We start from the raw sequence: 25,894 nt of genomic DNA, 5'->3' as shown, positions 1-25,894 counted from the left end.
AAGGCATGACACATGCCTCGTCTATGAAAGATGTCCATCCAGGTAGGCCCGGTTGGCCCTCGACGTGTACGCCCTTCGGCCAGGACCCGGTCCGTCCGGGTCCTCGGCCGACGCCGCGCCGCCCCATGACCCGAGCAGCACGTCATCCCACCACCCCTCGGGTCTGGGGTCGCCGCTCAACTGCGCAGCTGCGCGTTGAGCCGGGCGGCCTGTCGCGTGAGATGGTCACGTTCGGGGATGTTGGGCGCTGACCGGGCGGCTTCGGCGTAGAGCCGTGCCGCGGTTACCGGATCGCCGTCACGCTCGTGCAGGTATGCCGCGACGGCGGCGTGCCGCGGCAGGGCGGGGTCGAGCCCCGCCAGGGCGGCCAGGCCGGCCCGCGCGCCGTCGGCCTCGCCCACCGCGACGGCCCGGTTGAGGCGGGCCACCGGGCTGTCGGTGAGACGCACCAGTTCGTCGTACCACTCGACGATCTGCACCCAGTCGGTCTCCTCGGCCGTGGGGGCGTCGGCGTGGAGCGCGGCGATGGCCGCCTGGGCCTGGAATTCGCCCAGGCGGTCGCGGGCGAGGGCGGTCTGGAGTATGTCGACGCCCTCGGCGATGAGTCGGGTGTTCCACCGGCTGCGGTCCTGCTCGGCGAGCGGCACGAGCCTGCCGTCGGGGCCGGTCCGTGCCGGGCGCCGGGCGTGGTGGAGCAGCATGAGCGCCAGCAGACCCGCGACCTCCTCATGGTCGGTCCTGGCCGCGAGTTGGCGGGTGAGCCGGATCGCCTCGGCGGCGAGGTCGACGTCGCCGGAGTAGCCCTCGTTGAATACCAGGTAGAGCACGCGCAGCACGGTGGCGACGTCACCGGGCTGGTCGAACCGGACGCCGGAGACGGTCCGCTTGGCCCTGCTGATCCGCTGGGCCATGGTCGCCTCCGGCACGAGGTATGCCTGCGCGATCTGCCGCGTGGTCAGACCGCCGACCGCGCGCAGCGTGAGCGCGACGGCCGAGGCCGGCGTCAGGGACGGATGCGCGCACAGAAAGTACAGCGCAAGCGTGTCGTCCACCGCCTCGACCGGGTCGGGCACGGGCTCGGCCTCGACCAGTTCCTCCCGCCGCCGCCGGGAGGCATCGGCGCGGGCGGCGTCGAGGAACTTGCGCCAGGCCACCGTGACCAGCCAGCCCTTGGCGTCCCGCGGTGGGTCCTCCGGCCATGCGCGTACGGCCTCGACCAGGGCGTCCTGCACGGCGTCCTCGGCCGCCGCGAAGTCGGCTCCGCGACGGACGAGAACACCGATCACCGCGGGCACCAGCTCCCGGAGCAGCGACTCGTTCACCCGGTGGTCGTGGCCCGCACGCCGTAGAACGGGCGCACCTCGAGCCACTCGTGGATCGGCCGGCCGCCCGCACCCGGAGCCGCGGACAGCTCGCCGGCCAGCTCGAGCGCGCGTTCGTACGTCTCGACGTCGATCACCATCCAGCCGGCGATCAGGTCCTTGGTCTCCGCGAACGGGCCGTCGGTGACCGGCGGCCGCCCCTCGCCGTCGTAGCGGACGAACGTGCCCTCGGGGGAGAGCGCCTGACCGTCGACGAACTCGCCGGTGGCCTCGAGCCGGGCGGCGAAGTCGCTCATGTACCGCATGTGGGCGTCGACCTCCTCCGGCGTCCACTGGTCCATCGGCACGTCGTTGACCGGTGCCGGCGCGCCCCGGTAGTGCTTGAGCAGCAGGTACTTGGCCATCATGTTCTCCTTGGTGAGGTACGGCCATTCTGGCCGTGTTCGCTCCTGGGACGGAGCCGCCCGCGGGTTCTCGACATCCCATCGCGAAATTTTCTGGCGGACTTCAGATGGGCGGTCCAGTCGGTTGAACCCGATGGGTTCGAGTCCCGTGCACGACGTCGCCGACCATCTAGCGCCGCCGCCGCTCCACCGCGAGCCGGCGGGCGTCGAGGTGGCGGATCTCGTCCCGGCGGTGGACCGCGACAGCCGGAAACCCGCCGTGCGGGCCGCGGCATCGGTGAGCCGGGTCAGTGGCCGGACCAGCCGTCGCCCGACCATGATCGTGATCAGCACGGCGGCGGCCAGCACGGCCGCAGTCACGGCGACGATCCGGGCCGTGTTGCCGGGGGAGGCCGAACGCGGGTGGTGGCGCGGCCGAGGCCTGATCGGTCACGAACAGCAGCGCGGCCGGTGCCACGTACGGTCGAAAACTGCGCCTGCCGGGTCTGGAACGGCAACGACCTGCCGTCACCCCGCGGCCGCCGGCCCCGACCGGCCGTTGCTCAACGGGCTTTCAGCGCGGCGATGCCGGTTCTCAGGGCGAAGAGAACCAGCTGTACGCGGTCGCGGGAGCCGGTCTTGGCAATGAGGTTCCCGATGTGGGTCTTGATCGTGGGCATGGACAACCACAGCTCGTTGCAGATTTCCTGATTCGTTCGCCCGTCGGCGATCAGGACGAGGATGTCGCGCTCGCGCGGGGTGAGTTCCGCGACCGCTCGCGCATCGGTGCTCGAAAGCGGGGTCCGGCTCTCGGCGGGGCGGCGCCGGAACGTGGCGAAGAGTCTGCGGGTGGGGCCGGGCGAGATGACGGCGTCACCGCTGTCGACGGTGCGGATCGCGGCGATGAGCTGATCGGGCGGGATGTTCTTCACCAGGAACCCGGCGGCGCCGGCCTCGACCGCGCTGAGCACGTACTCGTCGCTTTCGAAGGTGGTCAGGATGATGATCTTGCTGGCGGTGCCCGCGGCGATGAGCCGCCGGGTGGCGGCGAGGCCGTCGAGCGTGGGCATCTGGATGTCCAGGAGGAGGATGTCGGGCCGTGCACGGTCGTGCTGGCGGATCGCGTCGGCGCCGTCGATCGCCTGCCAGATGACGCGGAGGTCGGGCTGGGCGTCCAGGACCATCGTGAGGCCGGCGGTGAAGAGCGGTTCGTCGTCCGCGAGCGCGACGGTGATCATGCCCGGCTCCGCGGCAGCATCGCCCGCACGCACCATCCGCCGGTCGTCGGATCGGGGCCGGCCCTCACGGTCCCGCCAAGGGCACGGGCACGCTCCCGCATCCCGATGATCCCGCGCCCGCCCGCGGCTCTGCCGGGGAGCGGGACAGCGGGGGCGAGCGAGTTGAGCACAGCGACCTCCACGTGCCGATCCTGGACGGCGACGCGCACCGTGATCGGGACGCCGTCGGCGTGCTTGAGCGCATTGGTCAGACTCTCCTGGACGATCCGGTACGCGGCCAGGCCGACGTGGCCGGGTACCGAGTCGAGGTCACCGTCGACCTGAAGCCTGATTGCCGCCCTGGTGTATTGCAGGGAGGCGATGAGGTCGGGCATGTCACCGAGCGACGGAGTCGGAAGCACGGACGTTTCCGCGGCGTCGGTGGTGAGGACATCGATGAGGTCGCGCACGTCGTCCACGGCGCGTCGGCTCAGCCGTCCGATGTCGGCCAGGGCCTGATCGGCGCGGTCGGCGTCGGAACGCAGTACGTAGCGCACACCTTCGGCCTGCGCGGCGATCGCGTTGAGGGAGTGGCCGAGGATGTCGTGCATCTCGCGGGCGATGCGGGTGCGCTCCTCGACGGCGGCGAGGCGCCGTTCGGCGTCCTGCCGTGCCTCGAGCATGCTCGCGCGCTCGATGGCGAGGACGTAGCGCGCGCGTCGCTGACGACGGATGACTCCGGCGAGGGCCGCCAGGGTCAGCAGTGTGAGGACGACGCCCGCGGCGATGAGCCGCCCGCGTACGTCGACAGCGGGTGCGGGGATCGGCGACATCATGATCGCGGCGACCGCTCCACTGTAGACAGCGGCGAGAAAGACCCAGCGCCAGGGTGGGGCGAGCTGGGTCTGCGTCGTGTAGGCGGCGATCAGGCAGATCAGGGCAACACATATGCCCGGCTCGATGGCGGCGATCAGGTGCACGAGCAGCAGGATCGCGACGACCGTGAGCGCCGGGCGCGGGTGGAGCCGCCGGAGAACGAGGGCGGCGGCGCATCCCGTCACGACGAGGGTGTGGACCGTTTGCGGCCAGGTCGTGAAGGAAAGGGTGGGTCGGCTGATCGCGCCGACCATGACGACGAGCACGGCGACGACGGTATCGAGAAGCCAGGGCCGGGTGCGGAACACAGCCTGGAGCCGTTCGGCGGCCGGGGACAGCGCGAAGGGCTCCATGCCTTCTCACGCTATTTCGCCGGAGTGTCGAAAAAATCATGCCGTGGTATGAACTGCCGCTTCGTGCCACGGCATGATCTGCGCCGCCGTCGCGGCGCGAATCGTGGACAGCATCAACACGATCGAAGCGAGGTGCCGGTGAGCGCAGTCATCACCACCCATGGACTGACCAAGACCTTCAAGAGCCACACCGCCGTCGACTCCCTCGACCTGCACGTTCCTCAGGGCGTCGTGTACGGGTTCCTCGGCCCGAACGGCTCGGGCAAGTCGACCACCATGAAGATGCTGCTCGGCCTCACCCAGCCCACCAGCGGCGACATCAACGTGCTCGGACAGCCCCTCACCCGGGCGTCCCGAACCGAACTGTTGCCGTCGATCGGATCGATGATCGAGGCGCCGCCCGGCTACGGGCACCTGACCGGGCGGGAGAACATGCGCATCGTGCAGGGCATGCTCGACCTGTCCTCCGCACAGATCGACCGCGCGCTCGCGACCGTGCGGCTCACCGAGCATCAGCACAAGCTCGTGCGCAACTACTCCCTCGGCATGAAGCAGCGCCTCGGCATCGCGATGGCGCTGGCCCGCGATCCCGCTCTGCTGGTGCTGGACGAGCCGACGAACGGGCTCGACCCGGCCGGCATCGAGGAGATCCGTACCCTGCTGGTGCACCTTGCCGGGCGTGGGATCACGGTCATGGTCTCCAGCCACATGCTCGATGAGATCGACAAGATGGCCGGTGTCCTGGGCATCCTCGCGAACGGGAGGATGATCTTCCAGGGCACCCGCGATGAGCTGTTCGCGCATTCCATCCCCGACCTGATCATCGAGACCCCCGACCCGCAGGCGGCGCTGGCCCAGGGCATCACCGCGACCCCGATTCCCCGGGGCATCAGGATCAGCGGCATCGACAAGCATCAGACCGCGCAGGTCGTCCACCGGCTCGCCGTCGCCGGGGTTCCCATCCACGAGGTGCGACGGGTGCAGCAGAGCCTGGAAGACGTGTTCATGGACCTCACCGGACGCGGAGGCATGTTGTGAGGCGCGCCATCACGCTCGAGTTCCGCAAGATGCGTCGCCTGCGCACCGGCCTGGTCACCGCGATCCTCGTGGTCGCTGTCGCGGCCCTGTCCAGCGCCTCGCTGTTCTCCGGCGGAACCCGGGAGACCTTCGACGACCCGGGCGCGGCACCGTGGGCAGCGCTCCTGTTGACCTACACGCTGATGGCCGCGATGACGTCGCCCATTCTCACCGCCGTGCTCGCCAGCCGGCAGACCGACATCGAGCATTCCGGTGTCGGATGGACCCTCGCGGCGACCGCCGGCCATACGCCCGGCACGCTCTGCCGGGCCAAGCTCGCCGCGCTCAGCCTCCTGCTCCTTCCCGCCATCATCGGGCAGACGCTGCTCGTCATCGGCGCAGGCATGGCCGCCGGCATCCGGGTGCCGCTCGATCCGGGGCCGTGGATCGGCTACACGGCGCTGCTGTTCCTCCTGGACATCGCGTTCCTGGCACTGCACATCTGGCTGGCGTCCATCGTGGAGAACCAGCTCGTCAGCGTCGGCGTCGGCATGCTCGGCGCGTTCATGGCGGTGTTCACCCTCCTCATGCCCGGCGCCATCTCCCGCATCATCCCGTGGGGCTACTACGCCATGATCTCCCACGCCGGACAGCAGGGCGGCAACGTCGCCTACCTCACTCCGCCGTACGCATGGATCGCGGGCTTCCTCATCCTCGTCGGCGCGGTCTTCGTCATGGTCACCCGTCGTCTCGACCGGATCGAAAGGTAAGCCTGTGTTCCGTGCGGAACTCGTCAAGCTCAAGCGCTCCACCACCTGGCTCATCGCGCTCGTCCTGCCCTTGCTGGCCGTGACCACCGGCACCATCAACCTCGCCAGCAACCCCGACACGCTCGACGCGGGCTGGGCGTCCTTCACCTCTCAGGTCACCCTGTTCTACGGGCTGTTGTTCTTCTCCATCGGCATCGGCCTGCTCGCCGCGACCGCCTGGCGGATGGAGCACCGCGGCACCAACTGGAACCTTCTGCTCACCACCACCAGACGCCCGATGAGGCTGGTGCTGGCAAAGATCGCCGTCATCGCCGTCCCCGTCGCCTTCATGCAACTCGTGCTCGTCGCAGGCACTCTCATCAGTGGGGCACTCGTGCTCCGCCTCGACGGGGCAATCCCGTGGCAGTTCGCTCTCGTCGGCGCCATCTCGGTCATCGCCGCGCTCCCGCTCATCGCGATCCAGTCGCTGCTGTCGATGCTCATGAAGTCCTTCGCCGCACCCGTCGCAATCTGCCTCCTCGGCTGCGTCGTCGGCGTCGCCACCGTCACTTCGGTCGCCCTCAGGCCGCTGAGCTACCTTCTGCCCCAGGCCATCAACACCCGCGCCCTGAACCTCGGCTCCACAGCCATCGCGGGCTCCGGCGGCCTCACGGCGGGCGATGCGCTCCCGCTCCTTTGCACGGCACTCGTCCTTGCCGCCGTGGCGGTGATGTTCGCCCTCGGCGCGATTCGCGCGGTCAAGCTCCGCTAGAGCCGACCGAACTCATCGATCACGAAGACACGTGGCGGCCACCGGTCGACAGTGCGTCGAGGTCAGGGTGCGGAACTTAAGAAAATTAAGATTGACTTCTTGAAAATCAAGTTCTGATGGGTCTAACCTTTCAGGTATGACGGATCAGGCGATGGACTGGCAGGAGCTCACCAACCTGACCCGGGGGCAGCCGTTCGTCGTCGAGCGGGTGCGCCTGGCGGACAACGGCATCGCGATCGAGGGCGCGTTCGAGCCGCCGCAACTGGCTCAGCTCAGCGTCGAGGATCAGGTCTTCGTCACGGCGTTCGTGCGGTGCCACGGTTCCATCAAGGAGATGGAGCGGATCTTCGGGGTGAGCTACCCGACGGTCAAATCACGACTGAACCGGATCACGCGGATGCTCGACTTCGTCGAGACCGATCCGGCGCCCCCGCGGGCCGACGTCATCGATCGGCTGCGCCGCGGCGAGATCACCACAGAGCAGGCACTGTCCGAACTGGAGGGACGGACATGATGCCGCAACTGCTGACCGTACGGGTCGACCGCCCGGCCGGTCGCCCGATCAGGATCTGGGTCCCGGTGCTCCCCGTGGTGCTCGTGTTCCTGCCGGTCGTGGTCCTGGCCGTGCTCGTGGCGGCCGTGGCCTGCCTCGTGTACCGGGTGAGCGTGGCGCGGGCGCTCGGCACCGGCTGGCGTGTCGTGTCCGCCCTGCCCGGCACCCGGGTCGACCTCCAGCACGGCCGTACGGCCGTGCTCGTAGCCGTCCGATAGGAGAGGTTCCGATGAACGAACAGCGCAAGGACATCCTCGACATGCTGGCCGAGGGCAAGGTCACGGCCGAGGAGGCCGAGCGGCTCATCGCCGCCCTCGAGCAGGACCAGCCGTCGACGGCGTCGAGCCTCGCCGCCCGGTCGAAGGGCAAGGCGAAGTACCTGCGGGTGATGGTGGACGCCCTCGACGAGAACGGCGAACCGGGGCGGGTCAACGTCCGGGTGCCGCTGCAGCTGCTGCGGGCCGGCGTACGGCTGACGGCCCTGATCCCGCCGCGGGCCCTGGGCAAGGCCAATACCGAGCTGAACAAGTCGGGCGCGCCGCTCGACCTGACGCAGCTCAGGCCCGAACAGCTCGAGGCGCTCGTGGATCACCTCGACGAGATGACCGTGGAGGTCGATCAGCCCGATGCCAAGGTGCGTGTCTTCTGCGAGTAGGCGTCGTCCACGTGGACGGGACCCTCGGGAGGGTGCTGGAACACCCTCCCGACCCGCGCGGGCTGGACAGGTAGTGGTCCGGCAAGGATCACCACGACCGCCAGCACGACACACCACCTGCCGGCTCAGTGCGCGAGTGCCAGCGCGAACGGGACCGGTCCCAAGGCGGCGATCAGCGGACGGACCATGAGCACAAAGGACTCCGGCCACCAGGCGGTTTCGACGCCGCCGAGGTCGATGATCCGCTGCGGTGGCCAGCCGAGATCGGTGAGCAGCCCCACCACCGCCTTCTTGGCATCCGCATCGTCACCACACAAGAAGGTCGACGGTGGTACGGCCAAGCTGGCGGGGGCAGCCATCAACGCCGCCGGTCCCACCGTATTCAGCGCCTTGACCACGCGGGTATCGGGAAGCGTGCGTTGCAGCTCTTCCGCGAGGTTTCGGTAGAGCAGGCGGGACGTGAAGCCGTCCGGCCCCTGCTCCACGGCGTTGGCGACGTCAACGAGCACCTTGCCGGCCAGGACTCGGCACAACCCCCCGAGTACCTCGACCGACACCGCGCCAGGTAGTGCGTTGACGACAATCTCCGCCGAGGCAGCTGTGGACGCCAGACGCTCGCGGGTACCCACGATGACGTCGTGTCCAGCGGCGGACAGCGCCGGAGCCAGCGCGCGGGCCACGTTGCCGGCGCCGAGAATCCCGATCACACCCATGCCCCGACGGTAGGCTGCACGATGTCTCAACGGCAGTGGGCACTTCAAGGTGCCTGGAGGATCGGATGGCCATCAGCAGCGCAGACGAACGCCGGGCCAGTGCACGCTCGGCATATCTGATGTCGATGGCCTCATGCCCGACACACCGCGTCCTGGACCGGTTGGGTGACCGCTGGGTCAGCTTGATCCTCAAGGAGCTCGCGGACGGGCCACGCCGGCACGGCGAGCTGGCCCGCGTGATCGCCGGCGCCACCCAGAAGATGCTCACCCAGACGCTGCGGGCGCTTCAACGCGACGGCCTGGTAGCGCGATCGGTGACCGACTCAGTGCCGCCGCGCGTGGAGTACCGGCTGACACCGCTCGGCGAGAGCCTTCTCCCAGTGATGGCCATGGTGGCAGAGTGGGCCGAACGGCACATCGGCGACATCAACACCGCACGCGCGACCTACGACTCAGCCCTGTCAGGCTGACCTCGCCGGTACCCACGAACAGCCTCGCGTCACCGGAGCGGGGCTCGCGCCGCGCGATGAACTGGCCTATCCAACCTGCCGGTCACCAGGTATCAACGCCTCCGCCGCCAGAGATCCGCGTGATCAGGGACCGGGAACCCCGACACGCCGGCGACACCCCGAACTCACTCCCTGATCATCGGAATCTGGGGCGGCTACCGTTAGCGGGTGTTCCCTACTGTCCGTCACGTGCTGGCGCTCGCGCCGGTGCGGCACGGGGTGCCCCGGATGCTCGCCGGGGCGGCCAGCCTGGACCGGGCGGTGCGCTGGGTGCACGTCGCCGAGGTGCCCGACATCGCGACCCTGCTCGGCGGGGGTGAGCTCGTCCTGATGACCGGGATCGGGCTGCCCACCGACGACGCCGGGCTGCGGGCCTTCGTCGCCGATCTGGCCGACGTCGGGGTCTCCGGACTCGTCGTCGAACTCGGCCGGCGCTTCACCGGGACCTTACCGAAGGTGATGGTCGCCGCGGCCGAGCGGCGCGGGCTGCCGCTGGTGGAGTTGCGCCGGGCCACCCCGTTCGTACGGATCACCGAGGCGGTCCACGCGCTGATCGTCGACGCCCAGCTCACCGAGTTGCGGGCGACCGAGGAGATCCACCAGCGGTTCACCGAACTGTCGGTGGAGGGTGCCGAACCCGGTGACGTCGTGCATCAGGCGGCCGCGCTGGCCGGCTGCCCGGTGGTGCTGGAGAACCTGTCCCGGCAGGTGCTCGCGTACGACACCGCGGGGGAGTCCGCCGAGCTGCTGCTCGACGGCTGGGAGCAGCACTCGCGCCGGATCCAGCCCGCCGGCCGGACCGCGTACGACGCCGACTCCGGCTGGCTGGTCACCACCGTCGGCGCCCGGGGCCAGGACTGGGGCCGGCTGCTGCTGCGCTGGTCCAACGAGCTGTCCGGCAGCGACCCGCCGCCGACCCGGTTGACGATCCTGGTCGAGCGGGCCGCGTCGACCCTCGCCCTGGGGCGGCTGATCCGCCGGGACGCGGAGGGGCTCGAGCGCCAGATCCACCGCACGCTGCTCACCGCCCTGCTCGACCACTCCCGGCCGGTCGACGAGGTGGCCCTGCGGGCCCGCGCCCTCGGTGTCGCGCTGGAACGCCACCACCTGGTCGGGGTGGTGGTCCGGTTCCGCGCCGACGACGGGGGTGCCGAGGCCGGTACGGAGGCGGCCCAGGCCCGGCTGCGTGACCTGGCCGAGGCGGTCGGGCAGGCGCTACGGGACGCCCGGCTGACCGGACTGACCAGTGCCCTCGACGACCAGGCGGTGGGGCGCTGCTGGCGTTGCGCGGCGTCGACGACGAGGAGCGGGCACTGTCCGCGTTCGCCGCGGCGCTGCGCCGGATACGGCTCGACGCCGGACCGCCCGGCCGGCCCCGTACCGGCGGGCCGGGCGACCAGGGCGGACCGGGCGGTCCGGGCCCGGCGGCACCGGGGAACGGGGGCACCGCCCGGCCGGGTGGGCTGATCGTCGCGGCCGGTTCGGGGGTCGGCACCCTGCGCGAGGCCCGCCGGTCGCTGATCGAGGCGCGGCAGGTTGCCGACGCCGCGCGCCACGACCGACGGGACGTCGCGGTGTTCCGGCTGCCGCACGTCGGCCTGGCCGGACTGCTGCACCTGCTGCGGGAGGAGCCGCGCCTGCAGACGTTCGTGGAGCGGGAGCTGGGGGCACTGCTGGCGTACGACGCGAGGCATCCCCGTGAACAACTGCTCGGCACGTTGCGGGCGTACCTGGAGAACGGGCGCAACAAGTCGGCGGCGGCGACGGCGGCGCACCTGTCCCGGCCGGCGTTCTACGAGCGGCTGGCCCGGATCGCCCGGATCCTCGACGCCGACCTCGACTCCGTCGACGCCTGCCTGTCGCTGCACGTGGCGCTGCTGGCGCTCGACGCCGTACGGGACACCTGAGCCGGGCGGGTCACCCGTCGGTGGTCACCCCGGCCCGCTGTTCGAGCCGTTCGATCCGCTCGACGACGGGTTGCAGTTCCCGCCGGATCGCCGCGCCGAGGAGCGCCGTCAGCTCCGGCCCGGCGGCGGGTCCTGCCTGCGAAACCGGCTGGGACTGGGCCATCTGCGCCCGCAGGTGCACGAATCCGGCCAGGGCGGCGGCGACGGCGCGGCGGGTGAGCCGCAGTTCGCCGCCGAGGGTGCGCAGGACCCGGCCGGCGACGCCGTCGGGTTCGGCGATCAGCCCGAGCAGCAGGTGCTCGCAGCCGACGTAGTTGTGGCCGTACGCGGTCGCCTCGGTGACCGCGAGTTCCAGGGCGCCCGCCGCCGGTCCGCTGAACCGCTGCGGCCCGCCTTCCGCCGCCGGGTCCTCGTCGGTGAGGGTTTCGTGGGCCAGGTCCCGACTGATCCGGGCCGACTCGATTCCGATGGCCGGCAGGACCTGGAGGGCGAGGTTGGCGCCTTCGGTCAGCATGCCGTGCAGCACGTGTCCGGTGCCCACGGTCGGCGATCCGTCGGCTCTGGCCCGCTCGATGCCGAGTTGCAGCGCGGTGCGCGCGCGGGCGGTGAAGTTGGGCAGCCGGGTGGCGAGCTCGTCGCCGTCGACATCGGCCACGGCGGTCTCCCGGATGGCGGTCACCCGCCGGACCGCCTGTTCCAGGGCGCGTTGGCAGATGGCGGAGACGGGCACGCCCGTTTCCCGCACCGCCTCGGCGAGTTCGTCGGGAAGGTACACGTTGATCTTGGGCATCGTCGGCTCCTCCTGGATCGTCGGCATCTGATGGCCCCTTCCGGTCGCCAACCTGTAACCCTGTTATACCCCCGCTGGGGTTACAAAGCGAGAGTGGTGGAGGTCAAACCCGCAGCCGGATTCGAAACGCCCTTGATCGGGAAGGAACAGGACGGCGTCGCCGATACGGGGACGCGCGCCGGCCCGCACCCACGGGCCGACCTCGAGCCGCGTACGGGAAGGACCACAGTGGAGATCACCGGCATCATCACCGCACTGATCATCGGCGCCGTCATCGGTGCGCTCGGCAGGCTCGTCCTGCCCGGCCGGCAACGCATCTCGTTCCTGCTCACCATCGCCGTCGGGATCGTCGCGGCCCTGCTGGGCACGATGCTGGCCGCCCTGATCGGGGTGGCCGAGACCCGTGGCGTCGACTGGATCGAACTGTTCATCCAGATCGCCCTCGCCGCGATCGGGGTCGGCATCGTCTCCGCCGCCGTCGGCCGCCGCTGACCGCGGCACCCGCCCGCCGGGCCGGGTTGATCAAACTTCCTAAACTGCCTGGTCATGGCAGCACAGCGACGAGACGAGGGCTCGATCGGGCACCGCGGGACACACGCGCGACGGCGGACGGCGGGTCGGGTGGACCTGGACAAGGAGACCCGACCCCGCCGGCGCCGGGACGTCTCGGTGCTGCCGGGCCTGCTGGCCCTCGTCGCGCTCATCGGCGGCCCGATCCTCGCCGGTGTGTTCGCCGTACCCATCCGCACCACGGTGGTCAGCGCCGCCTGCCGGATCACCGCCTGCTCCGGCGCCGGCATGGTCACCGCCGGCTGGCTGGTGATCGCACTCCCGCTCCTGATCCTGATCACCGGCCTGCTGCTCGGCCGCCGGGCGGGCCGGATCGGCCAGGCCGCGCTCATCGTCGCGGGCATCCTCGCAGGCCTCGTGGCCCTGGTCTTCGTGCCGGGACGAGGCAGTTCGTTCGCCTCGATCATGCGCGGCGCCGGCGCCGGCGCCGACCAGATGGCCACCGGCATCCGGTGGGGACTGCTCGGGCTGCTCGCCGCCGGGATGCTGGCCGTCGCCGCCCTGATGATGGCGCAGCGGCTGCGCGGTCCCGTCCGGGTGGCCACGGCGACCGCGGCCGCGCTGGCGCTGGTGGCCACCCTCGGCGTCGCCTGGGTCCGGGCCACACCCACCTACCTGACCGCCGCCGACGTCTTCCCCGAGGCGAGCTTCACCATCGGCGGCAACACCCTGACCCGGCAGAGCTCCGCCGACCGGCGCGGCTGCGCCGGCGTCCTGCCCGACGACGGGCCGCTGGAACGCGCGCCCTGCATCCGTACCCTGCACGTCACCTTCACCACCGACGACAGCGACGCCCTGGTGAACTTCCGCGCCGTGCTCTACCCGAGCAACGACGACGCCCGGGCCGTACGCGAGGCGCTGCCGGACGGACTCGCCCCGGCCGACGCGCACGGCGACGTACGCACCGTCTTCTCGGTCGGCGGCACCTGGCTGCTCATCGGCGCGGTCGGGCACGCCGACGGCCGCCCCATCCAGGCCGCCGACCGTGGCTGGCTGCTGTGGGCGCTGAAGTGCGTCACCTACCGGTTCCTCGGCGTGCAGTCCGGCATCGGCGTGGAACCGACGCCGGAAAACGGCATCGGCCCACGCCGCCCCTGACCGCCGGACCACGGCCGGCAGCCGCCGGACCGCGGGTCGCCGGCTAGAACAGCGCGGTCAACGCCTTGGCGTACGGCGCCGGCACGTGGTTCGGCCCGGCCGGGGTGAACACGTCGGTACGCGACGCCGCCGGCCACGCCTCCGCCGGCACCGCCGCCATCAGCGACCGGACGACCGGCGCCCCGCGCCACTGCTCCTGCTCGGCCAGCAGGCCCAACGCCACCAGCGACTCCTCGACCTCGCCGACGCACTCGAACGGCTTGTGCGCGTCGATGCCGAGCAGTTCCAGGTAGCCCGGCACCTGCGCCGGGTCGGCGAGCAGGTCGACGCCGAAGATGCCCTCGATCCGGGCCCGCGACATGAACGGCGCCATCGCCAGGAACACGAACCGGCACTTCGGGCAGTCGCCGCACCACCGGGCACTCGGGTCGTGCAGCTTGAACGCCGCGTTGCAGCTGGTCACCACCGCGTCGTAACGGTCGAACCGGGCGAACAGCCGGGCGATGTGCAACTCCGACAGCGACCGCAGCAGCGAGAAGTACGGCTCGGTCAGCCCGGCGTGCTCCGACAGCGCCGCCCGTAGCAGCCCCTCGGCCTCGACCCCCTTCGACCACTGGTGGTTGATCTCGTGACCGTTCCAGATCAGGTTGGGGTCGGACGCCGACCGCTCGTTCGACATCACCACCGGCCCCAGCCCGTGCAGCACCGCCGTCGCCACCGCGATCAGCGAGTTGATCGCGGTGACCGGGATGTGCCCGTTGCGGGCCCCGGCCTTGTTCATCTCGAACAGCAGCGGGTCGAGCCGGCGGCGGGCGGCCAGCGCCGGCAGTCCGGCCGCCGCGTTCACCGACTCGATCACCGGGTTGGGATTGACCGAGAACGGCACCGGGTCGAAGCCGCCCTGACGCAGCGCCTCCAGGCTGACGATCGAGTCCTTGCCGCCACCGACGGCCGACAGCGGCCGCCGGTCGGACGTGTCGACCACCGTCGGCGCCGGCAGCTGCCCCACCGGTACGTCGAGTACCAGCTCCAGCACGTGCGGCAGCTCGTTGCGGTAGGCGTACTCGGCCAGGCCCCTGGTGTAGACGGCCTGGACCAGCGCGGCGGCGGCCGTGCCCAGTGGCGCCGGCGCCGCGATCGACGGCGGCGCGGCCGCCTTGTAGTAGCTCACCCCGGCCACCAGGTGCAGCAGCTCCAGCACCCGGTGGAAGGTCAGCATCGTCTCCGCGGCCGGCGGTCGCTCCGGCAGCGGGAACGTCACCGTCTCGGTGAACCGGACCCCGCCGTCGGGCCCGTCGAGGGCGTAGTCGAACGACGCCACCCCGCTGTCCGGATCGAAGGAGTACGACGGGAAGGTGAAGGAACGCATCCCCCGGAGCTGTTCGTTGCGCACACGCCATACTAGGCAGGCCCGACCCTGACCGAAGGAGAATGCCGGTGCGCCTGGCCGACCTGCGCGGACGTTCGGTGGCCGTCTGGGGGACCGGCCGGGAGGGCCGGGCAGCGGTCACCGCGATCGCCGCGCACGCACCCGCCCGGCTGGTCGCCGTCGACGACAGCGCCAACTTCCTGTCGCTGCCCTGGGACGGCGAACTGGCCCGACTCGCCCCGCTGTACGGCGGCGACGAGGCGTTCGAACAGTTGGCCGCCGCCGACGTCGTGGTCCGCTCGCCGGGCGTACCGCAGACCCACCCCTGGGTCGTCGCGCTGCGCGAGCGGGGCATCCCGATCACGGGCGGGACCGCGCTGTGGATGGCCGACCACGCCGACCGGACCGTCGGGGTCACCGGCAGCAAGGGCAAGAGCACCACGTCGAGCCTGATCAGCCACCTGCTCACCGCCGTTGGCCGGCCGAACGTCTTCGGCGGCAACATCGGCGTACCCCTGCTCGACCTGCCCGAGGCCGACCTCTACGTGCTGGAGCTGTCCAGCTACCAGTGCAGCGACCTGGCCGACTCGCCCCGGGTGGCGGTGGTGACGTCGCTGTTCCCCGAGCACCTCGACGCGCACGGCGGCGAACGCGAGTACTACCGCGACAAGCTCAACCTGCTCGCCCACGGCCCGGCGACGATCGTCGTCAACGGCGCCGACCAGCGGCTGCTCGCCGAACTCGCCGCCCTGCCGGCCGTCGCCGGCCGACCGGTCCTGACCGCCGGCCGCTCCGACGTCGCCCCCGGACCGCTGCCGACCGGTGGCCTGGTCGGCGTGGCCGGGCCGGCCGGCGAACCGACCGTGGTCGGCGGACCCGGACCGGTGGGTGAACCGGTGCGCGCCGACCGCCCCGGCGGGCCGGTCGTCGACGGCGCCGACCGCTTCCACCTGGCCGCCGGGCCGGACGGCACCGAGTACGTCCACGCCGGCGACCGCCCGCTCTTCCCACGCGCGGCACTGCCGCTGGTCGGCCGGCACAACGGCCGCAACCTGTGCGTGGCACTGGCCGTCGTCGAGTCGCTCGGCGTCGACGTGGTCGCGCAGGCCGACACGCTCGCCGCCGCCGCCGGTTCGTTCGCCGGCCTGCCGCACCGGCTCGCCGAGATCGCCGACCCGTCCGGCGTCACGTTCGTCGACGACACCCTGTCGACCAGCCCCTACTCGGCGATGCACGCCATCGACGCGTACGACGGGCGGTCGTTGACCGTGATCGTCGGCGGCACCGACCGGGGCCTGGACTACACCCCGCTGCGCGAGCACCTCGCCGACCGCGAGCTGACCGTGATCGGCATCCCGGACAGCGGCGAGCGGATCGTCGAGATGCTGCGCGACCTGCCCGGCGTACGCGCCGAGGTGGCCGACGATCTCGTCGCGGCGGTGGCCCTGGCCCGTACGGTCACCCCGTCCGGCGGCGCGGTGCTGCTGTCGCCGGCCGCCCCGAGCTACGGCCGGTTCCGCAACTTCGAACACCGTTCCGAGGTCTTCGCCCAGGCCATCCGCGACACCGCGTGACCGTGGAACGCCCCGGTCACCCCGGCGCCCTGGAGCGCCGGGTGGGGCACCGGTCGTGTTCCTGCCACAGTGGCTCGGCTTCCCCGACGACGCGGGCGGCTACGCCTACCTCGCCGGCGACCCGCGACCCGACCTGGAACTGAACCTGTACGGCGCCCGCGCACACCTGGCCGGTGGGATCCGGCTCGGCAACGGCTGGTGGTACGTCCTGCCCGGCGACTAGGACAGGGCCGCGTGCAGGGCCCGCATCGAGCGGACGGCGGAACGGATCTCCTGCAGGTAGCGGCCCGGCGTCAGCACCGGAACCGGCATCCGGTCGTCCAGATCGGACGGCGGGTGGCCGACGGTCTCTACGCCGCAGCCGTACGGCACGCCGAGGGTGCGCAGCGCGTCGCAGTGCTGGAACGGCACGTAGATCGGCGCGGTGACCAGCAGCACCGGATCACCGGGGGCGAGCCGGATCCGGCTGGCCCAGAACCGTTGCGTGTCGGCGGTGTGCGCGCGGCGTACGGCGGGGTCGCCGGAAGGGGCGGCCAGCACCCGGACCTGCGGGCCGCCGACCGGCCGGTAGATCCGCTCCGACCAGGAGCGGTGCGGGTCGTCGCCGCTCTCGCCGTGCTCGGCGACCGGGGTGTCCACACCGAACTCCCGGCGGACCGTCGCGTCCAGGGCGTCCACCTCGGACCGGCAGCCGGTGATGCCGGCCGCCGCCAAAGATGCCGTCTCGTCGGCGGTCAGCGGCCGGAAACTGCCCAGCACGGCCACCGTCGCGGCGGTGATCCCGGCACCGGTCGTTTCCGACCCCACGGTGTGACCGAGCAGCCGGGCCGCGCACCGGACACGGGAGACACAGGCGTGCGCCAGACCGCCGAGAACCACCAGGTGGGCGTACCCGGACCTGGCCGGCGGCCGGGGCGTGACCAGGCCCAGGGCCCGCGCGGACGCCAGGACCCGGCGGGCGGTCTCCGGCGGCAGTGCCGGCTCACGCGCCTCCGGCCGCTCCCGGCCGCCCCGGAAGTCCCAGTGCGCGGCCGAGAAGTCGTCGAGCCAGGCCAGGGCGGCGCCCAGGTCGGCCGTCGGTGGCCGGCCGCCGAACGCGGTGACCAGGTCGGACAGTGCCGGCGACCCGAGCCAGCCGGCGATCCCGGCGGCGACGTCGGCGGAGGTGGCGCCGGGCGCGCCGGTCGGCAGCGGTACGGCGGGCACGGTCACCGGCGGATCGTATCCGTAGCCGCAGGCCGCCCGGAGCGTTCCCGTCGGTTGACGGAGTGTCAATCGCGCCATGCCGGTGAGCTACATCCTGACGGTTGCCACGGGTGGTCATGGATGGCAGCGTGCAATGATCCGCGTACCCGGGTGAGGGGTTTCTGCCATGACCACTGACGACCTGCTGGCCCGGCACCGGGCCGTGCTGCCCGCCTGGATGCCGCTCTACTACCAGGAACCGATCGAGATCGTATCCGGCGCCGGATGCCGGGTCACCGACGCCCGGGGACGCACCTACCTGGACTTCTTCGGCGGCGTGCTGACCACCATGATCGGGTACGACATCCCGGAGATCCGCGAGGCGGTCGAACGCCAGCTGCGCACCGGCGTCGTGCACACCTCCACCCTCTACCTGATCCGCCAGCAGGTCGAACTCGCCGAGAAGATCGCCCGGCTGTCCGGCATCCCCGACCCCCGGGTGTTCTTCACCAACTCCGGCACCGAGGCCAACGAGGCGGCGCTGCTGGTCGCCACCAACCACCGCCGCTCGCACCAGATCCTCGCCGTGCGCAACAGCTACCACGGCCGGTCGTACGCGGCGATGGGCATCACCGGGCACCGCAGTTGGTCGGCGTCGGCGCTGAACCCGCTCCAGGTGAGCTGGCTGCACTCCGGCGACCGGCTGCGCGGGCTGCTGTCCCGTCTCGACCCCGAGCAGCACGTCGAGGCGGCCGTCGACGACCTGCGCGAGGTGCTGGCCACGCAGACCTCCGGCGACGTCGCCGCACTGATCGCCGAACCGATCCAGGGCGTCGGCGGCTTCGTACACGCCCCCGACGGGCTGCTCGGCGCCTGGAAGAAGGTCCTCGACGAGACCGGCATCCTGCTCATCTCCGACGAGGTGCAGACCGGCTGGGGCCGCACCGGCGAGCACTTCTGGGGCTACCAGGCCCACGACGTGGTGCCCGACCTGCTGACCTTCGCCAAGGGGATCGGCAACGGTTTCGCCCTCGCCGGTGTCGTCGGCCGGGCCGAGGTCCTCAACGAGGTGCACGCGACCAGCTTCTCCACGTACGGCGGCAACCCGGTCTCGACCGCGGCCGGCAACGCCGTCATCGACTACCTGCTCGACCACGACCTGCAGGCCAACGCCGCCCGGGTCGGCGCGATCCTCGGCGACGGGCTGCGCACCGCGGTCGCCGACCGGGGCATCGTCGGCGAGGTACGTGGCAAGGGGCTGATGCTGGCGGTCGAGTTCGTCCAGCCGGGCAGCCGCGAACCGAACACGGCGGCGACCGTCGCGGTCTTCGAGGAGTGCCGGCGCGGCGGGCTGCTGGTCGGCAAGGGCGGCCTGTACGGCAACGTGCTGCGCATGGGGCCGCCGTTGACCCTGACCGAGGACGAGGCCCGCGAGGGTCTGGCCGTCCTGGTCGACGCGATCACGAAGGTGGATGGGGCATGAGGATTACGCACTTTGTGGACGGGAAGCCGTGGACCGGGGAGCCGGGCCGTACCGGTGAGGTCTACGACCCGGCGACCGGCACGGTCAGCGGCCACGTCGACCTGGCGAGCGCCACCGACGTCGACACCGCCGTCACCGCCGCCGTCCGGGCCGGCCGGGAGTGGCGCGACGCGTCGCTGGCCCGGCGTACCTCGGTCCTGTTCGCCTTCCGGGAGATCGTCAACGCCCGCCGCGACGAACTCGCCGCCACCATCACCGCCGAGCACGGCAAGGTGCTGTCCGACGCCGCCGGCGAGGTCCAGCGCGGCCTGGAGATCATCGAGTACGCCTGTGGCATCCCGTCGCTGCTCGCCGGCGGCCACAGCGAGAACGTGTCGACCGGCGTCGACTCGTACACGTTGCGGCAGCCGCTCGGCGTCGTCGCGGTGATCTCCCCGTTCAACTTCCCGGCGATGGTGCCGCTGTGGTTCGTGCCGATCGCGGTCGCCTGCGGCAACACCGTCGTGCTCAAGCCGTCGGAGAAGGACCCGTCCAGCGCCGGCCTGCTCGCCGCCTGGTTCGCCGAGGCCGGCCTGCCCGACGGCGTCTTCAACGTCGTACACGGTGACAAGGAGGCGGTCGACGCGCTGCTCGACCACCGCGACGTGAAGTCGGTGTCGTTCGTCGGCTCCACCCCGGTCGCCCGGTACGTCTACGAGCGCGGCACCGCCGCCGGCAAGCGGGTGCAGGCGCTCGGCGGGGCGAAGAACCACATGGTGGTGCTGCCCGACGCCGACCTCGACCTGGCCGCCGACGCCGCCGTCAACGCCGGGTTCGGCTCGGCGGGGGAGCGGTGCATGGCGATCTCGGTCGTGGTCGCCGTCGAGCCGGTCGCCGACGCCCTCGTGGAGCGGATCGCGGCCCGGATCGATGGCCTGCGTACCGGTGACGGCCGCCGGGGCTGCGACATGGGACCGCTGGTCACCGCCGCGCACCTGGCCCGGGTGACGTCGTACGTCGAGGCCGGGGTGGCCGCCGGCGCGAAGGCCGTGGTCGACGGGCGGGACGTGGTGGCCGATGGCGAGGCCGGTGGTTACTGGCTCGGGCCGACCCTGTTCGACCACGTCACGCCCGACATGTCGATCTACACCGACGAGATCTTCGGGCCGGTGCTGTCGGTGGTCCGGGTCGCCTCGTACGACGAGGCGCTGGCCCTGGTCAACGCGTGCGAGTACGGCAACGGCACGGCGATCTTCACCAACGACGGCGGGGCGGCCCGCCGCTACCAGCACGAGGTGGAGGTCGGCATGGTCGGTGTGAACGTGCCGATCCCGGTGCCGATGGCCTACTACTCGTTCGGTGGCTGGAAGTCGTCGCTGTTCGGCGACACGCACGCGCACGGCCGGGAGGGCGTGCACTTCTTCACCCGGGGCAAGGTGGTGACGAGCCGCTGGCTCGACCCGAGCCACGGCGGCATCAACCTAGGCTTCCCCACCCAGACCTGACACCTCGCCTTACCCCTACGCGTTGATCAAGGAGAAGTCGCGCGACGAATCGCCGCGATCCGGGCACGCTTTCTCCTTGATCAACGGCAGGGTTCACTCCCGGTCGGGGCCTTGGTACGTGCCGGCCCCGTCCGCGGCGTCGGCGAAATCGGCGAAGTCCACGTTCCCGATGGCCAGGTTCGCCGAGACGTCGGCGTACCAGCGGACCGGCAGCCGGAACGTGCGGCCGGGTTCGTCGTAGGTGTCGACGGCGAGCAGGGGGTTCTCGTCGTCGGTCATCGTGGTGGCGTCGGCGAGGAACAGATAGGTCAGCTTGTCGTCGCCGGCGGCGGCATCGATGTCGACGACCGCCTGCGCGGTGATCCCGGCGTATGCCGGATCGCTGACGAAGGTCGCGTGGGGATGCCGGTCGAGAAGGCCGATCTGTTCCTGCAGGGCGTGCCAGGCGTCGTCATCGGCGAAGTCGGTGCGGAGGACCAGCGACGTCAGGTCGGCCGGCTGGGGCAGGCGGGTCATGCCCGTGATCTTCGCAAGTGGCTCGGAGCCTCACCGGCGCGTCTATCTGTCGACCTGATCCGGCCGGGCGCGGGTGGTGGTGGCGCGGGCGACTTCGAGGGCGGCGACACCAACGAGGAACGAGGCCAGTGCCCAGGCCGGCATCCCGAGCAGATGTTCGCCCGCCCGTGGTGCGGCGTTGATGCCGACCAGGCCCGCCGTGGCCGCCGCGAAGCCGGCGACGGTCAGCGCCGAACGGGCGGCGGCCCGGCCGCGCCGCCGGTCAGGCACGGCGTTCCGCAGCCGGTGGGCGGCGCGGGTCTCGACCCGGCCGAAGACCGCCACCAGGCCGGCGAGCAGAACGATCAGCATGAGCAGCCAGGGCACCCGCCAGAGCCACCAGGTGAGCGTGCCGACCGGCGGGGTGGGCAACACGCCGAGGGCGTCGAGCAGCCCGGCGAGCAGGAGTACGGCGGTGACGTGCCACAGGAAGACCGTGAGCACGAACGCGTTGATCGCCACCACAACCGTCCATCCCACCGTGGCCCGCTCTCCTTGCCCGTCCCCGCGCCCGTCCCCGCGATCTTGCACTTGTCGCCCCCCATTCCGGGCAAATGGGGGAGACAACTGCAAGATCGCGGAAAGCCTGGAGGTGCGGGGGCGGAGGAGGAGGATCAGGCCGATCTGGGCGGTGGCCAGGGTGAGCAGGGCGAGGCTCGGCGGCGACATGTTGTGCAGCCGCTCGCCCGGAATGTTGATCATGCTGACCGGATACGGCCCGGGCCAGGTCAGCAGGATCGTCGCGGTCAGCCCGCCGACCAGCAGCAGCACCGCCACCCGGGGCCGCGCCGGCCAGCCCGGCCGGCCCGCGCACACGTCCCGCCAGGCGAAGCCGACCTGGTGGACGGCGAGCCAGCCGAAGAGGAAGCTGCCCACCGCCAGCCCGCCGTGGCCGCCGAACCGGGCCAGGTCACCGAGTGCGACGAGGCCGGCGAGCGCCAGCGGCACCGCGACGCCGTACCGGCGGTGCAGGGCGTACATCGGCCGGGTCAGCAGCACCACCAGCAGGTACGGCGACAGGAACCACAGCGGGATCGCCGCGTACCAGACCGCGTCGCGGACCAGTTTCGGGTCGGCGCCGGCGACCCGGGCGACCAGCGCGGCGAGCGCGAGCGTCACCAGCAGGACGGTCGTCGGCAGCAGCAGCCGGCGCCCCCGGTCCAGCAGCCAGGTCACGGTGCTGCCGCCCCGGTCGCGGTGCGCGGTCAGCGAGGCGGCGTTGGCGTACCCACCGACGAGGAAGAACACCGGCAGCACCTGGACCAGCCAGGTCAGCGGCCAGGCCCAGCGCAGGTCGGGCAGCGCGGAGTGGCCGGTGAGCCGCCCCTGCGGGGTGTGTGCGATGACGGTGACCAGCCAGTGCCCGAGGACCACCAGCGTGATCGCGAGGGCCCGCAGCGTGTCGACGTACCGGTCCCGGCTCGCCGGGGTGTGCGCGGCGAGTTGACGCAGGCCGGCCAGCGGTCGGGGCATGTTCCCGACGCTAGGCGGCGGTGCGGGGGTTGCCGCCCCGAACGCGACAACCCGGCGGGGCGTGAAGAGCGGCGGTACGGGTATGGACGGCCGTGGGCTCACCCGCGGTTCGCAACGTGCGCGTACGTCCCGAGCTGCTCTACGTGGCCAGCGGCTGGAGCACGCTGGTGACCGACGTACGCGGGCGGGTCGGCGGCACCGATCCGCAGGGCTTCTTCGCCGACAACACCCGGGTGCTGAGCCGGGAACGGATCACCGTCGACGGGCGGGCACCGACGGTGTTCAGCACCGCCGACGTCGGCGCCCACGCGCAGATGTCGTACGCCGTGCTGGCCGAGGCGGAGGTGCTGCCGTCGGTCGCGGCGTACCTGGTGGTGGAGCGGTTCGTCGGTGCCGGGCTGCGGACCCGGCTGCGGGTGCTCAGCTACGCCGTCGCCCCGCTGACCGTCGAGCTGGGGGTGGAGGTCGACGCGGACTTCGCCGACACGGTCGAGGCCGAGTCGGGGCGGCGCCGGCAGGAGGCGCCGGTGGCCCGGTCGTGGGACGGCCGCGAGCTGCTTTTGACGTACGGGCGGTCGGGACTGGACCGGGCGGTCGCGATCGGGGTGCACGGCGCGACCGGGGTCGGGTACGCCGACAGCGCGTTCACGGTGCGGCTGAGCGTGCCGGCGCGCGGCGAGGCGTACGTCGACCTGCTGGTGGAGCCGGTCTTCGACGGGGTACGCCGGCCCGCCCCACCCGCGCTGTTCGCCGACCCGCCCGCGGAGCCGCCGCGATCTTGCACTTCTCGCCCGACAAATCCGGCGAATGGAGGAGACAACCGCAAGATCGCCGAGGCAGGGGCAGGGGCAGGGGCGGAGGCTGGGGACGGTGCGGCGCGGGCACGGACGGAACTGCGGGAGGAACTGTCCCTGCTGCGGTCGACGAACGCCGGCGTCGCCGCGGCCTGGAAGACCGCCGTACGGGATCTCGCCGCGCTGCCGCTCGGCGAGCCGGCCGGGCCGACGGCGCCGTTCGCCGGGCTGCCGGCGTACCAGCAGATCTTCGGCCGGGACACGCTCGCGACCTCCTGGCAGGCGTTGCTGGCCGGGCCGACGATGCTGCGCGACAGCCTGCGGCTCAACGCCGGCTATCTGGGGCGGCGGTTCGACGACTGGCGGGACGAGGAGCCCGGCAAGCCGCTGCACCAGGCCCGCCGCGGACCGGTGTCGGTGCTCGGGCTGGACGCCTTCGAGCGCTACCACGGCGACTACGCCACCGGCCCGGACTTCCTGTTCAGCCTCGGCCAGTACCTGGCCTGGACCGGCGACCTCGGCACCGTACGCGAGCTGATGCCGGCGGCCCGGCGGATCGTGGCATGGCTGGACCGGTTCGGCGACCTCGACGGCGACGGCTTCCTGGAGTACCGGTGCCGGTCGGCGGCCGGGGTCCGCAACCAGGGCTGGAAGGACTCCGACACCGCGGTCGTGGACGAGCGGGGCGAGGTGGTCGAGAACCCGATCGCGACCAGTGAACTGCAGGCGTACTGGTACGCCGCCCTGCGGCACGGGGCGCTGGCGTTCGCGGCGACCGGCGAGCGGGCGTACGCGGTCCGGCTGGTCCGCCGGGCGGCGGCCCTGAAACGGCGGTTCCACCGGGCGTTCTGGCTGCCCGGGCACGGGTTCTACGCGATGGCGTTGGGACCGGACGGCCGGCCGGTGGTGTCGGCGAGTTCGAACGACGGGCACCTGCTCGCGGCCGGGATCGTGCCGCGCCGGGTCGCCCGGGTGGTGGCCGACCGGCTGCTGCGCCCCGACATGTTCAGCGGCTTCGGGGTCCGGACCCTGTCGGCCGACCATCCGGCGTACAACCCGTTCAGCTACCACCGGGGGAGCGTCTGGCCGGTCGAGGCGGGCACGCTGGCGCTCGGCCTGGCCCGGTATGGCTGCTGGCCGCAGCTGCACGCGGTGACGGAGGGGCTGTTCGCGGCGGCCGGGATGTTCGAGGGGCACCGGCTGCCGGAGGTGCTGAGCGGGCTGTCCCGGTCCGAGACGCCGTACCCGGGGGTCTATCCGGACTCCTGCTCGCCGCAGGCGTGGTCGGCGAGCACGGTGGTGGCGCTGGTGCAGGCGCTGCTGGCACTGCGGCCGGTCGGGCCGCTGCGGACGCTGCTCGTCGACCCGCACCTGCCCGCGTGGCTGCCCGACCTGGACATCGAGCGGGTACGGATCGGTGGGGCGACGTTCGACCTGCGGGTGCGCCGGCGCCGCGACGGTACGGCGTCGGTGCGTACCCGTGGCGACCGGGTTCTGGTGGTGCGGCGCCCGCCACGGGACGCCCGCCGCTGACCGCCGCCCATAGGTATCCGATACACAGCCCATGCAGGTCAGGGATGCGGGACGACCATTTGACAAGATCCAAGGTTAGGCTAACCTGAGCTGCATGGTGGATGTGCTTCGGCAGGGGAGCGCCCGATCGGGGCGCCGCGACGGGTTGCGCGGGGTGAACCTCTCGCTGGGCTACCAGGGACACCCGGTCCTGCACGACGCCGCGGTCGACCTCACCGACGGCGCCGTGACCGTGCTGCTGGGTCCGAACGGCAGCGGAAAGTCCACGCTGCTGCGCGCGCTGGCCCGGCTGCACCGGGTGGTCGAGGGGACCATCACGCTCGCCGACGGATCCGCCGCCGCCGACCTCACCGCCCGACAGTTCGCCCAGCGGGTGACCCTGCTGACCCAGAGCCGTCCGGTACCCAGCGGCGTCACCGTCCGCGACGTCGTCGGCTACGGCCGCCACCCGTACCGGGGCCGCTGGCGCTCCACCGACACCGACGGGCCCCGCGCGATCGCCTGGGCGATGAAGGTCACCGGAGTGGACACCATGGCGGACCGGGGCGTCGACGAACTGTCCGGCGGTGAACTCCAGCGGGTCTGGCTGGCCACCTGCCTCGCCCAGGACACCCGGATCATCCTGCTCGACGAGCCGACCACCTTCCTCGACCTGCGCTACCAGGTGGAGATCCTGGACCTGGTCCGCGACCTCGCCGACACCCACGGTGTCGCGGTCGGCATCGTCCTGCACGACCTCAACCAGGCCGCCGCGATCGCCGACCGCATCGTCCTGCTGCACGACGGGCGGGTCCGGGCCGCCGGACCACCGGCCGACGTGCTCACCGAGGAGATCCTCACCGACACGTACGGCATCCCGATCGAGGTGACCACCGACCCGGTCACCGGCCACGTCCACACCCGACCGGTAGGCCGGCACACGCACCGGAGCGTCGTCGCGGCCTGACCCCGTACCGACCG

Annotated in this window: 24 protein-coding genes and 3 pseudogenes; 17 read left to right on the top strand and 10 right to left on the bottom strand. The window is 71.9% G+C overall.

Annotation, left to right across the window (positions count from 1 at the left end; genetic code table 11):
• Window positions 1-176: 176 nt before the first annotated feature.
• The 4 genes from Prubr_RS00780 to Prubr_RS00765 all read right to left on the bottom strand — a co-directional run bounded on the left by Prubr_RS00780 (window position 177) and on the right by Prubr_RS00765 (window position 4,052).
• Window positions 177-1,322 (bottom strand): RNA polymerase sigma factor, encoded by a 1,146-nt coding sequence (locus Prubr_RS00780; protein ID WP_212820628.1) that lies wholly within the window; start codon window positions 1,320-1,322, stop codon window positions 177-179.
• Window positions 1,319-1,726, bottom strand: coding sequence for a YciI family protein (locus Prubr_RS00775; protein WP_212820626.1), 408 nt, complete (start codon window positions 1,724-1,726; stop codon window positions 1,319-1,321). Before Prubr_RS00775 ends, Prubr_RS00780 begins: the two co-directional genes overlap by 4 nt.
• A gap of 542 nt (window positions 1,727-2,268) precedes the next feature.
• Window positions 2,269-2,943, bottom strand: a complete 675-nt coding sequence (locus tag Prubr_RS00770) for a response regulator (protein WP_212820624.1) — start codon at window positions 2,941-2,943, stop codon at window positions 2,269-2,271.
• Window positions 2,940-4,052, bottom strand: a complete 1,113-nt coding sequence (locus Prubr_RS00765) for a sensor histidine kinase (RefSeq protein WP_425517973.1) — start codon at window positions 4,050-4,052, stop codon at window positions 2,940-2,942. The genes Prubr_RS00770 and Prubr_RS00765 overlap by 4 nt, the downstream gene beginning before the upstream one ends.
• A gap of 147 nt (window positions 4,053-4,199) precedes the next feature.
• Here Prubr_RS00765 and Prubr_RS00760 point away from each other — a divergent pair, with 147 nt between their 5' ends.
• From Prubr_RS00760 to Prubr_RS00735, 6 genes are all read left to right on the top strand, one after another.
• Window positions 4,200-5,189, top strand: coding sequence for an ABC transporter ATP-binding protein (locus tag Prubr_RS00760; protein WP_425518080.1), 990 nt, complete (start codon window positions 4,200-4,202; stop codon window positions 5,187-5,189).
• Window positions 5,186-5,938 carry an ABC transporter permease gene (locus Prubr_RS00755; RefSeq protein WP_212820618.1) on the top strand — a complete coding sequence of 251 codons (753 nt, stop codon included), beginning with the start codon at window positions 5,186-5,188 and terminating at the stop codon, window positions 5,936-5,938. The genes Prubr_RS00760 and Prubr_RS00755 overlap by 4 nt, the downstream gene beginning before the upstream one ends.
• Window positions 5,939-5,942: 4 nt before the next feature.
• Window positions 5,943-6,689 (top strand): ABC transporter permease, encoded by a 747-nt coding sequence (locus Prubr_RS00750; RefSeq protein ID WP_212820616.1) that lies wholly within the window; start codon window positions 5,943-5,945, stop codon window positions 6,687-6,689.
• A gap of 136 nt (window positions 6,690-6,825) precedes the next feature.
• Window positions 6,826-7,203, top strand: coding sequence for a DUF2089 domain-containing protein (locus tag Prubr_RS00745; RefSeq protein ID WP_212820614.1), 378 nt, complete (start codon window positions 6,826-6,828; stop codon window positions 7,201-7,203).
• Window positions 7,200-7,460 (top strand): hypothetical protein, encoded by a 261-nt coding sequence (locus tag Prubr_RS00740; RefSeq protein WP_212820611.1) that lies wholly within the window; start codon window positions 7,200-7,202, stop codon window positions 7,458-7,460. The genes Prubr_RS00745 and Prubr_RS00740 overlap by 4 nt, the downstream gene beginning before the upstream one ends.
• Before the next feature lie 11 nt (window positions 7,461-7,471).
• On the top strand, window positions 7,472-7,897 hold the full coding sequence (locus tag Prubr_RS00735) for an SHOCT-like domain-containing protein (protein ID WP_212820609.1): 426 nt from the start codon (window positions 7,472-7,474) through the stop codon (window positions 7,895-7,897).
• Window positions 7,898-8,022: 125 nt separating this feature from the next.
• Here Prubr_RS00735 and Prubr_RS00730 read toward each other — a convergent pair whose 3' ends face one another.
• Window positions 8,023-8,610 (bottom strand): NADPH-dependent F420 reductase, encoded by a 588-nt coding sequence (locus Prubr_RS00730; protein WP_212820607.1) that lies wholly within the window; start codon window positions 8,608-8,610, stop codon window positions 8,023-8,025.
• A gap of 65 nt (window positions 8,611-8,675) precedes the next feature.
• Between Prubr_RS00730 and Prubr_RS00725 the strand changes: the two genes are divergently transcribed.
• Both Prubr_RS00725 and Prubr_RS00720 read left to right on the top strand, forming a co-directional pair.
• Window positions 8,676-9,080: a winged helix-turn-helix transcriptional regulator gene (locus Prubr_RS00725; RefSeq protein WP_212820605.1), complete on the top strand. Its 405-nt coding sequence runs from the start codon at window positions 8,676-8,678 to the stop codon at window positions 9,078-9,080.
• Window positions 9,081-9,287: 207 nt separating this feature from the next.
• Window positions 9,288-11,026: pseudogene (locus Prubr_RS00720) on the top strand (PucR family transcriptional regulator).
• 10 nt (window positions 11,027-11,036) lie between these two features.
• Here the strand turns inward: Prubr_RS00720 and Prubr_RS00715 are convergent.
• Window positions 11,037-11,843 carry a Clp protease N-terminal domain-containing protein gene (locus Prubr_RS00715; RefSeq protein WP_246568187.1) on the bottom strand — a complete coding sequence of 269 codons (807 nt, stop codon included), beginning with the start codon at window positions 11,841-11,843 and terminating at the stop codon, window positions 11,037-11,039.
• Between the two features lie 201 nt (window positions 11,844-12,044).
• Between Prubr_RS00715 and Prubr_RS00710 the strand changes: the two genes are divergently transcribed.
• Entirely contained in the window at window positions 12,045-12,308 is a 264-nt protein-coding gene (locus Prubr_RS00710) for a GlsB/YeaQ/YmgE family stress response membrane protein (RefSeq protein ID WP_212820603.1), read from the top strand.
• A gap of 129 nt (window positions 12,309-12,437) precedes the next feature.
• Complete coding sequence (locus Prubr_RS00705; RefSeq protein ID WP_212820601.1) at window positions 12,438-13,484, top strand: hypothetical protein; 1,047 nt, start codon at window positions 12,438-12,440, stop codon at window positions 13,482-13,484.
• A gap of 43 nt (window positions 13,485-13,527) precedes the next feature.
• On the opposite strand, the gene Prubr_RS00700 is transcribed toward Prubr_RS00705, so the two are convergent.
• Window positions 13,528-14,877 carry a MurL-like N-terminal domain-containing gene (locus Prubr_RS00700; protein WP_212820599.1) on the bottom strand — a complete coding sequence of 450 codons (1,350 nt, stop codon included), beginning with the start codon at window positions 14,875-14,877 and terminating at the stop codon, window positions 13,528-13,530.
• Between the two features lie 44 nt (window positions 14,878-14,921).
• Here Prubr_RS00700 and Prubr_RS38085 point away from each other — a divergent pair.
• The 3 genes and pseudogenes from Prubr_RS38085 to Prubr_RS00690 all read left to right on the top strand — a co-directional run.
• Window positions 14,922-15,653 (top strand): annotated as a pseudogene (locus Prubr_RS38085) (Mur ligase family protein); the annotation flags it as partial.
• 144 nt (window positions 15,654-15,797) lie between these two features.
• Window positions 15,798-16,427 (top strand): annotated as a pseudogene (locus Prubr_RS38080) (Mur ligase family protein); the annotation flags it as partial.
• 55 nt (window positions 16,428-16,482) lie between these two features.
• A complete protein-coding gene (locus tag Prubr_RS00690) occupies window positions 16,483-16,650 on the top strand; it encodes a hypothetical protein (RefSeq protein WP_212820595.1) in 168 nt (55 codons plus the stop codon).
• Here Prubr_RS00690 and Prubr_RS00685 read toward each other — a convergent pair.
• Window positions 16,647-17,639 carry a hypothetical protein gene (locus tag Prubr_RS00685; RefSeq protein ID WP_246568185.1) on the bottom strand — a complete coding sequence of 331 codons (993 nt, stop codon included), beginning with the start codon at window positions 17,637-17,639 and terminating at the stop codon, window positions 16,647-16,649. The two genes, Prubr_RS00690 and Prubr_RS00685, sit on opposite strands and share 4 nt — an antisense overlap.
• A gap of 160 nt (window positions 17,640-17,799) precedes the next feature.
• Between Prubr_RS00685 and Prubr_RS00680 the strand changes: the two genes are divergently transcribed.
• Both Prubr_RS00680 and Prubr_RS00675 read left to right on the top strand, forming a co-directional pair.
• Window positions 17,800-19,095, top strand: coding sequence for an aspartate aminotransferase family protein (locus tag Prubr_RS00680; protein ID WP_212820593.1), 1,296 nt, complete (start codon window positions 17,800-17,802; stop codon window positions 19,093-19,095).
• Window positions 19,092-20,579, top strand: a complete 1,488-nt coding sequence (locus Prubr_RS00675; protein ID WP_212820591.1) for a CoA-acylating methylmalonate-semialdehyde dehydrogenase — start codon at window positions 19,092-19,094, stop codon at window positions 20,577-20,579. The genes Prubr_RS00680 and Prubr_RS00675 overlap by 4 nt, the downstream gene beginning before the upstream one ends.
• 93 nt (window positions 20,580-20,672) lie before the next feature.
• Here Prubr_RS00675 and Prubr_RS00670 read toward each other — a convergent pair whose 3' ends face one another.
• Window positions 20,673-21,095, bottom strand: coding sequence for a DUF6924 domain-containing protein (locus tag Prubr_RS00670; protein WP_212820589.1), 423 nt, complete (start codon window positions 21,093-21,095; stop codon window positions 20,673-20,675).
• Between the two features lie 42 nt (window positions 21,096-21,137).
• Window positions 21,138-22,595 carry an acyltransferase family protein gene (locus Prubr_RS00665; RefSeq protein ID WP_212827287.1) on the bottom strand — a complete coding sequence of 486 codons (1,458 nt, stop codon included), beginning with the start codon at window positions 22,593-22,595 and terminating at the stop codon, window positions 21,138-21,140.
• 128 nt (window positions 22,596-22,723) lie between these two features.
• On the opposite strand from Prubr_RS00665, the gene Prubr_RS00660 reads away from it, so the two are divergent.
• Together Prubr_RS00660 and Prubr_RS00655 are read left to right on the top strand one after the other, a co-directional pair.
• Complete coding sequence (locus Prubr_RS00660) at window positions 22,724-24,934, top strand: amylo-alpha-1,6-glucosidase (RefSeq protein ID WP_212820587.1); 2,211 nt, start codon at window positions 22,724-22,726, stop codon at window positions 24,932-24,934.
• A 94-nt stretch (window positions 24,935-25,028) separates the two neighbouring features.
• On the top strand, window positions 25,029-25,880 hold the full coding sequence (locus Prubr_RS00655) for an ABC transporter ATP-binding protein (RefSeq protein WP_212820585.1): 852 nt from the start codon (window positions 25,029-25,031) through the stop codon (window positions 25,878-25,880).
• Window positions 25,881-25,894: the final 14 nt, after the last annotated feature.

Source organism: Polymorphospora rubra, from assembly GCF_018324255.1.
Classification (GTDB): Bacteria; Actinomycetota; Actinomycetes; order Mycobacteriales; family Micromonosporaceae; genus Polymorphospora; species Polymorphospora rubra.
Note: the sequence above shows the minus strand (reverse complement) of the source record. Positions and strands in the feature narration are given on the sequence as shown.

Coding starts and splice junctions, on each gene's coding strand:
- Prubr_RS00775 (WP_212820626.1), bottom strand. CDS start 1,726: ATGGCCAAGTACCTGCTGCTCAAGCACTACCGGGGCGCGCCGGCACCG.
- Prubr_RS00770 (WP_212820624.1), bottom strand. CDS start 2,943: ATGATCACCGTCGCGCTCGCGGACGACGAACCGCTCTTCACCGCCGGC.
- Prubr_RS00765 (WP_425517973.1), bottom strand. CDS start 4,052: ATGGTCGGCGCGATCAGCCGACCCACCCTTTCCTTCACGACCTGGCCG.
- Prubr_RS00760 (WP_425518080.1), top strand. CDS start 4,200: ATGAACTGCCGCTTCGTGCCACGGCATGATCTGCGCCGCCGTCGCGGC.
- Prubr_RS00745 (WP_212820614.1), top strand. CDS start 6,826: ATGACGGATCAGGCGATGGACTGGCAGGAGCTCACCAACCTGACCCGG.
- Prubr_RS00740 (WP_212820611.1), top strand. CDS start 7,200: ATGATGCCGCAACTGCTGACCGTACGGGTCGACCGCCCGGCCGGTCGC.
- Prubr_RS00735 (WP_212820609.1), top strand. CDS start 7,472: ATGAACGAACAGCGCAAGGACATCCTCGACATGCTGGCCGAGGGCAAG.
- Prubr_RS00730 (WP_212820607.1), bottom strand. CDS start 8,610: ATGGGTGTGATCGGGATTCTCGGCGCCGGCAACGTGGCCCGCGCGCTG.
- Prubr_RS00725 (WP_212820605.1), top strand. CDS start 8,676: ATGGCCATCAGCAGCGCAGACGAACGCCGGGCCAGTGCACGCTCGGCA.
- Prubr_RS00715 (WP_246568187.1), bottom strand. CDS start 11,843: ATGCCGACGATCCAGGAGGAGCCGACGATGCCCAAGATCAACGTGTAC.
- Prubr_RS00680 (WP_212820593.1), top strand. CDS start 17,800: ATGACCACTGACGACCTGCTGGCCCGGCACCGGGCCGTGCTGCCCGCC.
- Prubr_RS00675 (WP_212820591.1), top strand. CDS start 19,092: ATGAGGATTACGCACTTTGTGGACGGGAAGCCGTGGACCGGGGAGCCG.
- Prubr_RS00670 (WP_212820589.1), bottom strand. CDS start 21,095: ATGACCCGCCTGCCCCAGCCGGCCGACCTGACGTCGCTGGTCCTCCGC.
- Prubr_RS00655 (WP_212820585.1), top strand. CDS start 25,029: ATGGTGGATGTGCTTCGGCAGGGGAGCGCCCGATCGGGGCGCCGCGAC.